The sequence below is a fragment of the Ancylobacter pratisalsi genome (assembly GCF_010669125.1).
GTDB classification, from domain to species: Bacteria; Pseudomonadota; Alphaproteobacteria; order Rhizobiales; family Xanthobacteraceae; genus Ancylobacter; species Ancylobacter pratisalsi.
This window is the reverse complement of record NZ_CP048630.1, coordinates 2,249,562-2,263,225: the sequence shown is the minus strand read 5'-3', so window position 1 is coordinate 2,263,225 and position 13,664 is coordinate 2,249,562. Positions and strand designations below refer to the sequence as shown.

The window sequence follows — 13,664 nt, the reverse complement described above, 5'->3', positions numbered from 1 at the left end:
GATCTGTGCGGTGCGACTGGGGGTGCTCATGCCCGGCCCGGCCGCACGATGACCTTGAGACCCTGTGTGTCGCCGGCGATCAGGCGGTCATACGCATCGGGCAGGTCGATGAGGCCGATCTGGCGGTCGATCAGGCGCGTGAGGGCGGTGTGGAGCGTGGGAAGCAGCGCCACCGCCGCTCCAAGCTCGTCGGTGAAGGCATGGCAGCCGATCATCGCCAGTTCGCGCTCGACCAGCAGGTTCGGGTCGAGGTCGAGACGGCCGTGAAAGATGCCGACCAGCGCGATCCGCCCGTCGCCGTCCATCACCCCCATCAGATGCCCTAGCGCGGCGGTGGAACCGGTCGCCTCGATGGCGGCGGCGGGCAGGCGCCCGTCCAGCGCGCCACGGATGTCGCCGGCGTCGATGGCCACCACCCGCGCGCCCGTCACCTCGGCCACCAGACGCGCCCGCGCGCGGTTGCGGTCGGCGACCAGCACCGGCCCGTCATGACGGTGCGCCAGCACCAGCGCGGCAAGCCCGCCTATGGGGCCGCAGCCCACCACCAGCACCGGCTCGCCGGCCCGGGGCGCCAGCCGCTTCACCGCATGCAGCGCCACCGCCAGCGGCTCGGCCATGGCCGCGACCGCCGGATCGATGTCGGCGGACACCGGCAGCAGCAGGCGCGCCGGCAGCACGACTTCCTCCGCGAAGCCGCCGTCGCAGGCCTCGCCAATGAAGCCCAGCCTTTCGCACAGATGATGCCGGCCCGCCCGGCACGCCGCGCACGCACCGCACCAGAAGCGCGAATCGGCCACCACCGTAGCGCCCACATCGAGGCCCTCGACATCCTCGCCGACCTCGGCGACGACGCCCGTCAGCTCGTGGCCGGCGGTGGAGGGCGCGCGGGAGATCCATTGCCCGGTGCGGAAATTATGGATGTCCGACCCGCAAATGCCGGCGGCGCTGACCGTGAGCCGCACCCATCCCGGCGCCGGGGCGCCCGGATAGGGCACCTCCTCGACGCGCAGGTCGCCTGCACCGTGAAGTCGAACCGCCCGCATGGCTCAGCCGCGCTTCAGCAGTTCGTCGCGCAGCTCCGAGACCGCGTTTTCATGGCTGGAGAAGCCCTCATAGCGCGCCAGCCGGCGGGCATGCGTGGCGAATTCGGGATAGGCGGCGCCGGTGACGTAGCCAATCGAGGACCGCTTGAGGAAATCCGTCACCGAAAGCGGCCCATAGGTGCGCGCCCAGCGGCTGGTCGGCAGCACGGCATTGGGACCCAGCGTGAAATTGGCGATGGTGACGGGCGTGTAGGGACCCATCAGCACCTCGGCCGCCTCGGTGATCCGCCCCAGATGGGCGAAGGGATCGGTGGACAGGATTTCGAGGTGCTCGGGCGCGTAGGCGTTCACGAAATCGATGCTCTCCTGAACCGAGGAGGTGAGCACGATGCCGCCGCTCTTGCCCGTGAGCACCGCCTTGGAAAACGCGACGCGCTGCGGCGTCATCCGTGCCCAGTGTTCCGGCAGCGCCTTCAGGGCGGCTTCCGCCACCTCGCGCGAATGGGTGACGAGATAGGCGGAGCTGTCCGGCCCGTGCTCCGCCTCGATCAGCAGGTCGAGCGCGGCTACCGCGCCGTTCACCGTGCCATCGGCGAAGATCAGCGCCTCGGAAGGGCCGGCGGGCAGCCCGGTATCGATGATGTCGGACAGCAGGCGCTTGGCCGCCACCAGCCAGGGCGAACCGGGACCGACGATCTTGATCGCCCGGCCCACGGTCTCGGTTCCATAAGCCACCGCCGCCACCGCCTGGGCACCGCCGCACTTGTAGACCGTCTCGACGCCGGCGAGCCGCGCGGCGACCAGCGTCGCCGCATCGACGCCGCCGGTCGCGGTGGGCGGGGTGACGATGGCGATGTTCTTCACCCCCGCAACGGCGGCCGGCACCGCCGTCATCATCGTCACCGAGGGGAAAGCGCCCTTGCCGCGCGGCACGTAGAGCGCGACCGATTCGATCGGCGTCCAGCGATCGCCCGCGAAGGCGCCGGGGCGCACCTCCTTCAGCCACATCGGCTCGGGGGCCTGTTCCTCGTGAAAGCTGCGGATGTTGGAAATGCCGAAATTGATCGAATCGATCACCTCGGGCTCGACCAGGGCGAAGGCGGCGTCGAACTCGGCCTCGGTGACCTTCAGCCGGTCCGGCGTGATGTCGGCCTTGTCGAGTTCGCGCCCGAAGCGGGCCAGCGCCACGTCGCCCTCAAGGCGCACCGCCTCGACGATCGGGCGCACCTTTTCGATGAAGCCGGAGAGATCCGTCTCCGAGCGCCGCAGCAGGGCCGCGCGGGCGGGCGCATCCAGGGTCGCGAGCTCGTGGAAATTGCAGATATCGGGCATGACCAAACCTCAGGACCGCGCTTTCGAGACGGCAATATGTATAGCCATATTGGTGCGGGTGGGAGACCAAATTTTGGCTTCCGCTGCCCAATGGGCGTGCGGGACCGGCCGTCAGATCGAGGCGAGAAAGCCGCCATCGACCGGGAAGCACTGGCCGGTGATGTAGGCCGACGCATCGGCGGCGAGGAAGATGGCGATGCCGTCGAGATCGGCCAGAGCGCCGAAGCGGCGCATCGGGATCTTCGCCAGCATGCCCGCCTGCCAGCCCTCATCGGCGTAGAACACGTCGGTCATGCTGGTGCGGAAGTAACCCGGCGCGATGGCGTTGACGCGGATGCCGAGGCCCGCCCATTCCGCCGCCAGCGCCCGCGTCATGCCCAGAAGGCCGGATTTGGAGGAGCCATAGGGCACCGCAGTGGGAATGCCGACCTCGGAGGTGAGCGAACACAGATTGATGATGGCACCGCCCGCCGCGCCGCTGCCCGTGCCCGCCCCGCGCATCACCCGCGCGGCGGCCTGGGCGCAGAAGAAGGCGCCCTTGAGATTGGTGTCCAGAATCTGGTCCCACAGCGCTTCCTCGACCTCAAGCGAGGGGCAGACCTGCTCCATGCCGGCATTGTTGACGAGGATGTCGAGCCCGCCCAATGCCGTGGCCGCCGCCTCCACCCCGGCGCGGCAGGCCTCGACCTCGGTCACGTCGAGGGCGAGCGGCACGGCGCGCCGGCCGAGCGCTTCGATATCGGCCACCGTGTCGCCCAGCGAGGCCGCCTGGCGCGCCGCCACGGCGACATCCGCCCCGGCGGAGGCCAGCGCGGTGGCGAGCTGGCGGCCGATGCCCCGGCTGGCGCCGGTGACCAGGGCCCGGCGCCCGGTGAGATCGAACAGCGAGGGCGGGTTCATCGGCGCACGCCGCTCGGGCGCCTGCGGGAGGGCGAGGCGGGGGGCATCAGTGCTCGTCGTCGTCCTTGATCTCGTTCTTCAGCAGATCGAGGATGCGGCGCTTCACCGCGATGAAGGCCGGGTCCATGACCATGTCGAGCGAGCGCGGCCGGGCGATCGGCACCACCACCTCTTCCTTCAGCCGGCCGGGGCGGGCGGTCATCACATAGATGCGGTCGCCGAGCAGGATCGCCTCGTCAATGTCGTGGGTGACGAACAGCACGGTCTTGTGGTGCTGCTCCCACACCCGCAGCAGCAGGCGCTGCATGGAGCTGCGGGTCTGGCTGTCGAGCGCGCCGAACGGCTCGTCCATCAACAGGATCTTGGGGTCGTTGGCCAGCGCACGGGCAATGGCCACGCGCTGCATCATGCCGCCGGACAGCTGCTTGGGGTAGGCGTCGTGGAAGGCGGCGAGGCCGGTTTCGTTGAGGTAGCGGTTGACGATCTCCTCGCGCTCGGCCGCCGGCATCCCGCGCCGCTTCAGGCCGAACTCGACGTTTTCGCGCACGGTGAGCCAGGGGAAAAGCGTGTAGGACTGGAACACCATGCCCCGGTCCGGGCCGGGGCCGTGCACTTCCTTGTCGCCGAGCAGGATCTCGCCGGAGGTCGGCTCGTTGAGGCCGGCGACGAGATAGAGCAGGCTCGACTTGCCGCAGCCCGAGGGGCCGACGATGACGGCGAATTCGTTGTCGGGAACATCGATGGAGATGTTGTCGATCGCCACCACGGTCTTGCCACGCGTGGTGTATTCGAGGCGCACATCCTCGATGCGCAGGCGCGGCTGCGTGGGCGCGGCCTCGGGAAAGGGCACCACGTCGCTGGCGGTGACGGCGCTGGCTTTCACGACGCCCATGGCACGAGCCTCTTGCTGACGAGACGGAAGATCAGGTCGGTGATCAGGCCGAGCAGGCCGATGACCGCGATGGCGAGGAAGATCACGTCGACCTGGAAGCCGCGCATCGCCTTCATCGAGATGTAGCCGAGCCCGGAGGAGGCGGCGACCAGCTCGGCGACGACGAGATAGGTCCACGCCCAGCCCATGGTGATGCGCAGCGTGTCCATGATCCCCGGCAGCGCCGCCGGCGTCAGCACGTGCAGCACCGCGTCGCGCCGCGTGGCGCCGAGCGTGTAGGAGGCATTGAGCAAATCCTTCGACACCCCGCGCGAGACGTCGGCGACCATGATCAGCTGCTGGAAGAAGGTGCCGAAGAAGATGACCGTGATGCGCTGCTCGATGCCGATGCCGATCCACAGGATGAACAGCGGCACGAAAGAGGTGACCGGCAGGTAGCGGATGAAGTTCACCAGCGGCTCAAGCCCGGCCTGCACCACCCGGAACGTGCCCATGAGCAGCCCGAGCGGAACGGCGAGGATGGAGGAGATGACGAAGCCGGTGATCACCACCTGCAGGCTCGCCCAGATGTGCTGACTGAGCGTGCCGTCCTCGGTGAGCCGGAAGAAGGCGCCGAGCACCGCCGAGGGCGAGGGCAGGAAGATGTCCGCCATCACCCCGCCATAGGTCAGGCCGGACCACACGGCGATCACCAGCAGCCAGACCAGCGTCGAGACCACATAGCGCACCGGGCCGGGCACTTCGGCCTTGGGCGTGAGACACAGATCGATGACGGAACGCTTGCGAGCCATTGCAACTGGTTTCCGGCGCTAAAGGTTGGGACCGGGGAGGCGCGGGAACCGTCCGCGCCTCCCCGGCGGTACTCACTGGGTGAAGCTGGGGTCGATGACTTCTTCGTAGGTGACCGGGGCCTTGATCTTGCCGAGGTCGGTCCAGATCTCGTTGCCGAGCGCGATCACGTCGGCCGCCGGGCCGGGCTTCTGCAGGGTGCCGAAGTAATCAATGGTCATCTGCTTGTCGTAGAACTTCACGCCGGACGCGGCGTCGGCGAAGTCCTTGGGATCGGTCAGATAGCCGCCGACGCCCTTGGCCATGATGGCATAGGCCTTCTCGGGGTTTTCCTTGATGTAGTCGACCGCCTTCTGCAGGCCGGCGATGAAGCCCTTGGCATCCGCGGGGCGGTCCTTCAGCACCGAGCAGGAAAGCTCGAGCACGTCGATGATGACGCCCGGCGTGGCGGCGCTGTCCATCAGCACCTTGCCCGCGTTCTTGGTCTTCACCAGGGTGAGGTTCGGCTCCCAGGTCACGGCGACCGGCACCTGGCCGGCGATGAAGGCGGCGGCTGCGGCATCGGCGCTCATGTTGAGCACTTCGACGTCCTTCAGCGGGATGCCTTCCTTCTTGAGCAGGTAGGAGAACCAGAACTGCGAGGTGGAGCCCTCGTTGAGGGCGACGGTCTTGCCCTTCAGGTCGGCCAGCGAGTTGATCTCCTTGACCGAGACCATGCCGTCGCCGCCATGGCTCTCGTCGAACAGCGCCACCGCCTTGAAGCAGAACTTGTCGGAACGGTACTTCAGGATCTCGTCCAGCGTGGTGGCGGTGCCATCCAGCTTGCCGCCGGCCTGGGCGGCCATGGCGAGCGCGGAATCGTCCACCACCTGAAGCTCGACGTCAACGCCGTTCTCCTTGAAGTAGCCAAGCTCCTTGGCGAGATAGAGCGGCCCGTAGCCGACCCAGACCGTATGGCCGATCGAGATCGTGCCGGCGGAAGCGGGCTGCGCCGCCGCCGCGGCCATGATCGTTCCGGTGAACACGCCGGCGAGGCACCGGCGCAGGCTCTTAGTCAGCATGATGGGGTCTCCCTGAGGATGTAACGCTGGGCAATGAACCGGCGCCTGCGCGCCCTGTCGAAAATTCCCTCGGACCTGTCTGTGGACCTACCCATGGGCCTGCCCGTGAACCTGTCGGCGCCGGGCACAACCATGGGCAGATCCAAGACACTCGCCGCTCTCGCATGCACTGCCATAGTGCTTATCTTTAGCACCGCGAAACCGGCCTGATTGCAGACGCTTAGGCTTTCCCGCCAAGCCATCACCGCCGATGCGGGACAGTTGTGACGCTATGCCAAATCCACTATTCAGGCACGCCTATCTTTTAGGCGCAAACCGCCTGATCTGGTGTCAGGGCCGGTTTGCCCACGTAAGCCGGAAACCGTGGTGCACCGGGGATTTCCTTCCCCAAAGGGAAGCTGCCGCGATGGCGCATGCCTGATCTTTGCCCCCCGCCCTCGCCAGGCCGCGCCCGCGTGGCAGCGGCCCTTCGGCCCGGCTCCCGGCACGATCCGGAGCTCCGCAGGCCGGGCTCACGCGTCCGGCTCCCCGACGACCGCGTGGTAGCGGCGGCTGAAATAGATCAGCCCCTCGCGCGCGCCGCCCTGGGCAAGACCCACCACCTCGCAGAACAGCACATCATGGGTGCCGACCTCCACGCTGCGCACGATCCGGCAATCGAAGGCGGCGACCGCGTCGAGCAGCATCGGCGCGCCGGTGGCCGAGACCTTCCATTCGCCGGCGGCGAAACGTTCGGCGGGCGGGGTGCGTCCGCCGAACAGATTGGACAGATGCTCATGCCCGCCGCCAAGCGTGTTCACGCACAACACCCCGTTGGCATGGATCGCCGCGCTCGCCGAACTGCCCCTGTTGAGGCAGACCAGCAGCGTCGGCGGGCTGTCGGTGACCGAGCACACCGCCGAGGCGGTGAAGCCGTGACGCCCGCCGGGGCCGTCGGTGGTCACGATCGTCACCGCCGCGCCAAGGCGGGCCATGGCATTGCGGTAGTCCTGCCGGGTGACGGCGGGAGGCGCGCCCTCGTCCGGGTCGCGTTCATCACTGCGGATCGACGGCGCCATGTCGGCCTCCATTCCCGTAGTTCATGAGCCGGCTAAAAGATGCCGGCGACCGCCTCAGAATTCCCTGAGATTGTCGCGCAGCAGCTGGTGCTTGTATTCGGTGCGGGTGAGGCCGCGGGCCTGCAGCTCCGGCACCAGCCCGTCGCAGATCTCGGCGATGTAGCGGCGCGAGACGCGCAGCACGGGCGTGGTGATGAGGAAGCCGTCGCCGCCGACCTCGGCCATGGCGGCGCCCATCTTCTCGGCGACCTGCGCGGGCGTGCCGATCAGCTCCATCGAGGAGACCAGACCACCGCCGCCATCGGCCGCGAGCTGGCGCAGCGTCTTGCCCGAGCCCCACTGCTGGAACTTGTCGAGCGTGCCGGACTCGCCATTGGTCACCAGCTTCTCCGGCAGCGGCTTGTCGAGCTCGAACTGCGAGAAGTCGATCTCGGTGATGGCGGAGATCGAGATCAGCACGTCGGTGACGAAATTGTCCGACATGGTGACGTTGCGGTAGCGGGCGTGTGCCTCCTCCTCGGTCTCGCCGAGGCTGGGGCAGATGCAGAAGAACACCTTGATGTCGTCCGGGTCGCGACCCAGCTTTTCGACGCGGGCGCGGATGTCGGCGCGGAACGCCTTCATGCCCTCGACCCCGTTCGCCACCGAGACGATGGCATCGGCATGCCGGGCGGCGAAATCACGCCCGCGCGGGGACGCGCCGGCCTGCAGGTAGACCGGGCGGCGCTGGGGCGAGGGCACGGTGTTGAGCGGACCGCGCACCTGGTAGAAGGTGCCCTTGTGGTCGATGGTGTGCACCTTCGAGCCGTCGGCATAGATGCCGTTCTTGCGGTCGAGCACCACGGCGTCCGGCTCCCAGCTGTTGAACAGCTTCTCGCAGACTTCCATGTACTCCTCGGCCATGGCGTAGCGGTCCTCGCGCGGAGGCAGCTTGTCCATGCCGAAATTCTTCGCCATCAGGTCCTCGGCCGAGGTGACGACGTTCCAGCCGAAGCGGCCCTTGGTGAGGCTGTCGATGGTGGAGGACAGGCGCGCCAGCATGAAGGGCGGATAGGCCATCGTGGACATGGTGGCGACCACGCCGAGATGCCTCGTCGCCATGCCCATGGCCACCGCGAGCGGGGCGGGATCGGCCTTCGGCACCATCATGGCGTGCTTGAGCGACAGGTCGCGCGAGCCGCCATAGGTCTCCGGCACCATGAGTTTGTCCTCGATCATAATGAGATCGAAGCAGGCGCGCTCCATGGCCTGGGCCATCTCGATGTAGAACTGGCCATCCCACGGATTGCCGCCCTGGCCGAACGGCTCGCGCCATTCGTCGGGCGTGAAGTTCATGAACCAGGCGAGGTGGAAGCGCTTGTCGGCCATTGACGTCAGTCCTTCACAAGGGTGCGGACGGGCGAGCCATCCGCGGGCAGGTCATTGGAAGTGGCGAGGGTGAGGCGCACCGTCTCGCGCTCGCTCTCAAAACGGCGGGAGTCGCGCACGGCGCGGATCTTGGCCTCGAAGTCCGAGGCGATGGTGGCGCCGAACCGCTCGGGCGCCTGCGGGTCGTTGCGCGGGCGATCGACCGCGATGACGCGGGTGCCGAGCAGGAAGGCCTCGGAAAGGTCGTGGGTGACCATGACGATGGTCATCTCGTTCTCCTCCCACAATTCGCGCACCAGCTGGTGCATCGACTTGCGGGTGCCGGGGTCGAGCGCGCCGAAGGGCTCGTCCAGCAGCAGCACCTTCGGCTTCATGATCAGCGCCTGCGCCAGGGCGAGGCGCTGCTGCATACCGCCCGAGAGCTGGGCGGGGTATTTGCCCGCATGCTCGGCAAGGCCGACACGGTCGAGCAGGCCCATGGCCCGCGCCTCCAGCGCGCGCCGGCGCTCCCCGAACAGGCGCCCCAGCACCGGGGATGCCGCCCATTGCGGGCCCAGCATCACATTGCCGAGCACGGTGCGGTGGGGGAACACCGAGTAGCGCTGGAACACCACGCCGCGATCGGCGGTCGGCTCGCTCGCGATCGGCTCGCCATCGATCAGGATGCGCCCGCGCGTGGGGGTCTCCTGGCTCAGCAGCAGCCGCAGCAGCGTGGTCTTGCCGACCCCCGAGGGACCGATGATGACGAGGAATTCGTGGTCGTCGAGCGTGAGGTTGACCCGCTCCAGGACGACGCGGTCCTCATATTCCTTCCAGACATTGTCGATGACGATCTTGGTCATTCAGGCCGCCTTGATCTGGTCCCACGGATAGGCCGCGGCGGCGAGCTTGCGCAGCGCGTAATCCATGAGAAAGGCAAGGAAGGTGATCCAGATGACGTAGGGCAGGATCACGTCCATCGCGAGATAGCGGCGCACCAGGAAGATGCGGTAGCCGAGCCCGCCCTCGGCGGTGATCGCCTCCGCCGCGATGACGAACAGCCACGCCGCGCCCAGCGAGAGGCGCACCGAATCGAGCAGGCGCGGCATCACCTGCGGCAGCACCACGCCGGAGATCATCTGCCAGGTCGAGGCGCCCAGCGTCTGCGCCTTCACGATCTGCTCATTGGGCAGCGAGGCCACGCGCAGCATCACGTCGCGGATGATGAAGGGCGCGATGCCGAACACGATGAGCACGATTTTCGACAGTTCGCCGAGTCCGAAGAGGATGAACAGGATCGGCAGCACCGCCAGTGGCGGGATCAGCGAGAAGGCGGCGAAGAACGGCTCGAAGGTCACGCGCAGATAGGGGATGAAGCCGACAAGGATGCCCAGCACCAGCCCCAGCAGCGCCGCGATGCCGAGCCCGACGAACAGCCGCCACAGGCTGAGCCAGGTATCCCACCAGAACAGGTACTGCTTGGTGGCGATGTCGAGCGTGGTCGCCAGCCGCACGATCGTCGCCCAGAAGGTGGCGAAGGACGGCATGAGCTTGTCGTTCGGCTCGATGGCGAGACGCGCATTGGAGGCCAGCAGATAGATCGCCAGCACCGCCACGAAGGGCAGGATTGCGAGCAGGATCCGGACGCCGGGGCGGGGCGCGTAGTTGATGATGCGGCGCATGAGCGGGCCTTCCGGGCACAAACGGTCGGGCGCGGACGCGCGCGCGACGGACTGCCGGTTGGTGTCGGTTCAGACGGGGGGCCGACGCGGAACTCGGGTCCCGCGCCGGAGATCATGCGGGAAGCGGACGGCCGGGCTCAGAGCTTGCCGTCGATCGCTTCCTTGGTGAAGGTCGGGTTGACCCGCATCTTGATGTTGCCCTTGTCGCCGAGCACCGTGCCGTCGGCGACTTCGATGCCGATCGAATCCACGCTGGTCGCGCCCTGGCCGAACAGGCCCTGGTCGAAGCAGAAAGTGCGGATGCTGTCCCAGATCTTCTCGTTCTCGGGCGAGGTGAGGAAAGCGTAGGCCTCGGCCGGGGTGTAGAAGAAGTGGGTGGTGTCGAGCTGCGACTGCAGGCCGCCGGCATCGGTGCCCATGGCGCTGGTCATCACGGCGCGCATTTCATCCGCCTTCGGCCCGCCGGCCTTGAGGATGCCGAGCGCCTCGTACCAGGCGCCGGTAACGGCCTTGGCGAAGTCCGGGTTGTCCTTGATATTGGCGGTGTTGCCGATGAACACGTCCATGATCTCGCCGGGGATCTTCGACGAATCGAACAGCACCGTGGTGCCCGGCACCTTCTCCATGTCCTCGGTCAGCGGCTTCCACGACACCGCGTTCTTCACGGTGTCCTGCGAGACATAGGCCGCGGAGATCTCGGCGTCGGAGATGTTGATCGCCTTGGCGGCGGAAGTGTCCTCGACCCCGTTCATCTGCAGCGCGCGGTTCAGCAGGTAGTGCGAGACCGAGTACTGCAGCAGGTAGACGTCCTGCCCGACCAGATCCTTCACCGTCTTGGCGGTCTTCGACAGCACGATGTCGTTGCCGTTGGAATAGTCGGTGATGAGGAAGACCGAGGTATCCACCCCGCCCGCCGCCGGCATGGTCAGCCCGTCCATGGACGCCACGCCGACCGCGTCGATCTCACCGGCGATGAACTGGTTGACGCTGCCGACATAGTCGTTGGCCTGGATGAGATCGACCTCGATCCCGTATTTGTCGGCCCACTTCTTCATGATGCCGGACTGCTTGAGATAGGCGAACGGCATGAAACCGATATAGACCGTGTAGGCGAGCTTGAAACTCTTCTTCGGCGCGGCGTCGGCGGGGAGCGAACCCGCGAAGGTCGTGGCGGCGAGACCGACGGCGACGGCCGCAGCCTGTAAGATACGCTTCATGAGGGGCTGCTCCTGGTCGAATTGGCTGGACCAGGCTATTAAACGGTGACTTAATATCGACTGCAAGCCTAACAAATGGGCATGCATAGCATACAGGCAAGGCAAAAAATTCCGTACTTCTACGGAGGAAACCAGATGACCGCGAAGGCGGCGAGACGACGCCTGCAACCGGCCGAGCGCCGGGAGATGATCCTCGAGGAAGCGCTCAGGCTGTTCGCCGCGCGGCACTATTCCGTCGTCACCGTGCGCGACATCGCGATGGTGTGCGGCATCAATGTCGGCCTGCTCTACCACTATTTCGACAACAAGGACGATCTGGTGCGCCGCGCGCTCGGCCACGCAATCGAGCAGCTCATGGTCGGCTTCGAGGAGCGCCGGGTTTCCACCGGCGGGCCGCGCGATGAGATCCGCGCCTGGCTCGAAACCCACATTTCCTTCGCCTCCACCACCGCGCTGATGGTGAAGCTGATGTCGGACCATGCCAGCGCCGGCACCGGGGACCCCGAGGTCGAGGCCATGATCGCGGGCTTCTATGATCGCGAGAAGGCGCTGCTCGAAGACGCGCTCCGGCGCGGCATCGCGGCGGGCGAATTCGGGCGCATCGACACCGCCAAGACCGCCCGGCGGATCGGCCTGATGCTCGACGGCATCTTCCACGCTTCCGCCAGCCGGCGGGACAACCGGATCGCGGAAGACATTCGCGACCTCGGGGAATTCGTCGACGTCATGCTGGCGCCGCAGCCGCACATGGCCTGACGGCCACGCCCTTCGCCGGCGTCAGGCGGCCGAGGTCCGGCCGCTCGCCAGCCAGTGGTCGAGAAAAGCGTCGAGCCAGAGCCGGATGCGCCCGTCATGCTGCAGCCGGTCGAGGAAATGGGCCTTGGTAGGCCGCGCGCCCGGCAGATTGAGCCGCTCGCTGCCGCGCACGGTCCAGCGGCACATCATCTGGTGCGTCACTTCCGGATGGAACTGGATGCCGAACGCGCTCGTGCCATAACGGAACGCCTGGTTGGGAAACGCCTCGCCCTCGGCGAGCAGCTCGGCGCCGCTGGCGAGTTCGAAACCCTCGCGGTGCCAGTGATAGACGCGATCGGGCCACAGCCCGCACATCGGCGCCTCGGCCGGCGTGGCCAACAACGAGGAGCCCGCGCCCGTGGCGCGGATCGGGTAATAGCCGATCTCGACCAGCCCCTGCGGGTGCGGGGCGACGCGCGCGCCGAGCCGGCGGGCCAGCATCTGCGCGCCGAGGCAGATGCCCAGATACGGCTTGCCCTCGCTGAGCGGCACATCGATCCAGTCGATCTCCGCCTTCACATAGTCATGGCAGTCATTGGCGCTTTGGGGCCCGCCGAAGATCACCGCCCCCGCATGGCCCTGCAGCGTGTCCGGCAGCGCATGCCCGAGGCAGGGACGGCGAATATCCAGCGCGTGGCCACGCTCAAGCAGCAGACGTCCGACCCGTCCGGGAGAGGAATGCTCCTGGTGAAGCACGATCAGGACAGGTAGCGGCATCCGTCTCCAGCACCAATCAGACACGCGCGAGGCGCGAATGGACCAACAGGCAAGCAAGGAAAACGCCAGATTCGGCGCTTTCGAGGCAAGATCTGTTTTATCCGCCGGCCACGTCAGATGGCCGCGTCAGACGGAGGCCTCAGTCCGTGCCGCCGTCCTCGAAGCCGTCACGCACCCTCTTGCGGATTTCCACACGGTCGCGGGAGCTGACATTGAGCAGCTCCGCCGCGCGCCAGACCAGATTGTCCTCGAACTCGGTCAGGCCGCCATCGGCATACCCCACCTCGAACATCATCTCGACGATGCGCAGGCGGCCGGCCTCGTCGAGGGCGCGGTTGAGGACGCTGGTGAAAGTGTAGAGATCGACCGCTTCCGCATCGCGCGCGATCGCGGCCTCAAGCAGGGTTTTGGCGTCGTCCTCGTCAAGCGAAAAGCGCGCGGCGATGAGGCGGCGCAGCTTGGCCATCTCCTCGGCGCCGATCACGCCGTCAATGGTCACCACATGAACCAGCAGCGCGGCGGCGGCCAGGCGGTAATCATTCTCGGCAAAGCTGGCCTCGCGGCGGCCCCCGGCGATATCGGCGATGAAGTCGGTCAGACTGCGCAGCATGCCGGCCGGCTCTCCCGCGGGTGTGGACGGACAAAACAAGGGAAATGAAGGACCCAGCCGGGCCCCTGTCTCGTCGGTAACGCAATCGCGCCAGCCGTGCAACGCCGCCGCGCCCGCGCGGATGCATCGCCGCCGCTGCGGTGCAACCGCGCCACACCGGGCGACGCGATCAGGATACCGCAGGACCGGTACGAGGCCTCAAACCGGAAGGCCTTAAAGAC

14 protein-coding genes are annotated in these 13,664 nt (G+C 67.2%); 1 reads left to right on the top strand and 13 read right to left on the bottom strand.

The genetic code is table 11. From position 1 onward, the window contains the following. Positions 1-26: 26 nt before the first annotated feature. The 11 genes from G3A50_RS10745 to G3A50_RS10695 all read right to left on the bottom strand — a co-directional run bounded on the left by G3A50_RS10745 (position 27) and on the right by G3A50_RS10695 (position 11,321). Positions 27-1,043 carry a zinc-dependent alcohol dehydrogenase gene (locus tag G3A50_RS10745; protein WP_163075282.1) on the bottom strand — a complete coding sequence of 339 codons (1,017 nt, stop codon included), beginning with the start codon at positions 1,041-1,043 and terminating at the stop codon, positions 27-29. Positions 1,044-1,046: 3 nt separating this feature from the next. After that, positions 1,047-2,375 carry a histidinol dehydrogenase gene (gene hisD, locus G3A50_RS10740; RefSeq protein WP_163075281.1) on the bottom strand — a complete coding sequence of 443 codons (1,329 nt, stop codon included), beginning with the start codon at positions 2,373-2,375 and terminating at the stop codon, positions 1,047-1,049. Positions 2,376-2,486: 111 nt separating this feature from the next. Further along, a complete protein-coding gene (locus tag G3A50_RS10735; protein ID WP_163075280.1) occupies positions 2,487-3,275 on the bottom strand; it encodes an SDR family NAD(P)-dependent oxidoreductase in 789 nt (262 codons plus the stop codon). 46 nt (positions 3,276-3,321) lie between these two features. Next, the gene (locus G3A50_RS10730) at positions 3,322-4,167 is read right to left on the bottom strand and encodes an ABC transporter ATP-binding protein (RefSeq protein ID WP_163075279.1); all 846 of its coding nucleotides are present in this window, start codon (positions 4,165-4,167) and stop codon (positions 3,322-3,324) included. Then, complete coding sequence (locus tag G3A50_RS10725; protein ID WP_163075278.1) at positions 4,155-4,958, bottom strand: ABC transporter permease; 804 nt, start codon at positions 4,956-4,958, stop codon at positions 4,155-4,157. The genes G3A50_RS10730 and G3A50_RS10725 overlap by 13 nt, the downstream gene beginning before the upstream one ends. Before the next feature lie 72 nt (positions 4,959-5,030). Then, positions 5,031-6,017, bottom strand: coding sequence for an ABC transporter substrate-binding protein (locus G3A50_RS10720; protein WP_163075277.1), 987 nt, complete (start codon positions 6,015-6,017; stop codon positions 5,031-5,033). Positions 6,018-6,529: 512 nt separating this feature from the next. Continuing rightward, entirely contained in the window at positions 6,530-7,075 is a 546-nt protein-coding gene (locus tag G3A50_RS10715) for a flavin reductase (protein ID WP_163075276.1), read from the bottom strand. Positions 7,076-7,129: 54 nt separating this feature from the next. Further along, the gene (locus G3A50_RS10710) at positions 7,130-8,443 is read right to left on the bottom strand and encodes an NtaA/DmoA family FMN-dependent monooxygenase (protein ID WP_163075275.1); all 1,314 of its coding nucleotides are present in this window, start codon (positions 8,441-8,443) and stop codon (positions 7,130-7,132) included. A 5-nt stretch (positions 8,444-8,448) separates the two neighbouring features. Beyond that, positions 8,449-9,285, bottom strand: coding sequence for an ABC transporter ATP-binding protein (locus G3A50_RS10705; RefSeq protein WP_163075274.1), 837 nt, complete (start codon positions 9,283-9,285; stop codon positions 8,449-8,451). Next, positions 9,286-10,104 (bottom strand): ABC transporter permease, encoded by an 819-nt coding sequence (locus tag G3A50_RS10700; protein ID WP_163075273.1) that lies wholly within the window; start codon positions 10,102-10,104, stop codon positions 9,286-9,288. Positions 10,105-10,241: 137 nt separating this feature from the next. After that, positions 10,242-11,321, bottom strand: coding sequence for a putative urea ABC transporter substrate-binding protein (locus tag G3A50_RS10695; RefSeq protein ID WP_163075272.1), 1,080 nt, complete (start codon positions 11,319-11,321; stop codon positions 10,242-10,244). 135 nt (positions 11,322-11,456) lie between these two features. Here G3A50_RS10695 and G3A50_RS10690 point away from each other — a divergent pair, with 135 nt between their 5' ends. Beyond that, on the top strand, positions 11,457-12,077 hold the full coding sequence (locus tag G3A50_RS10690) for a TetR/AcrR family transcriptional regulator (protein WP_163075271.1): 621 nt from the start codon (positions 11,457-11,459) through the stop codon (positions 12,075-12,077). Positions 12,078-12,098: 21 nt separating this feature from the next. On the opposite strand, the gene G3A50_RS10685 is transcribed toward G3A50_RS10690, so the two are convergent. Together G3A50_RS10685 and G3A50_RS10680 are read right to left on the bottom strand one after the other, a co-directional pair. Next, positions 12,099-12,833 (bottom strand): glutamine amidotransferase, encoded by a 735-nt coding sequence (locus G3A50_RS10685; protein ID WP_163075270.1) that lies wholly within the window; start codon positions 12,831-12,833, stop codon positions 12,099-12,101. 139 nt (positions 12,834-12,972) lie between these two features. After that, complete coding sequence (locus G3A50_RS10680; protein ID WP_163075269.1) at positions 12,973-13,443, bottom strand: tellurite resistance TerB family protein; 471 nt, start codon at positions 13,441-13,443, stop codon at positions 12,973-12,975. Positions 13,444-13,664: the final 221 nt, after the last annotated feature.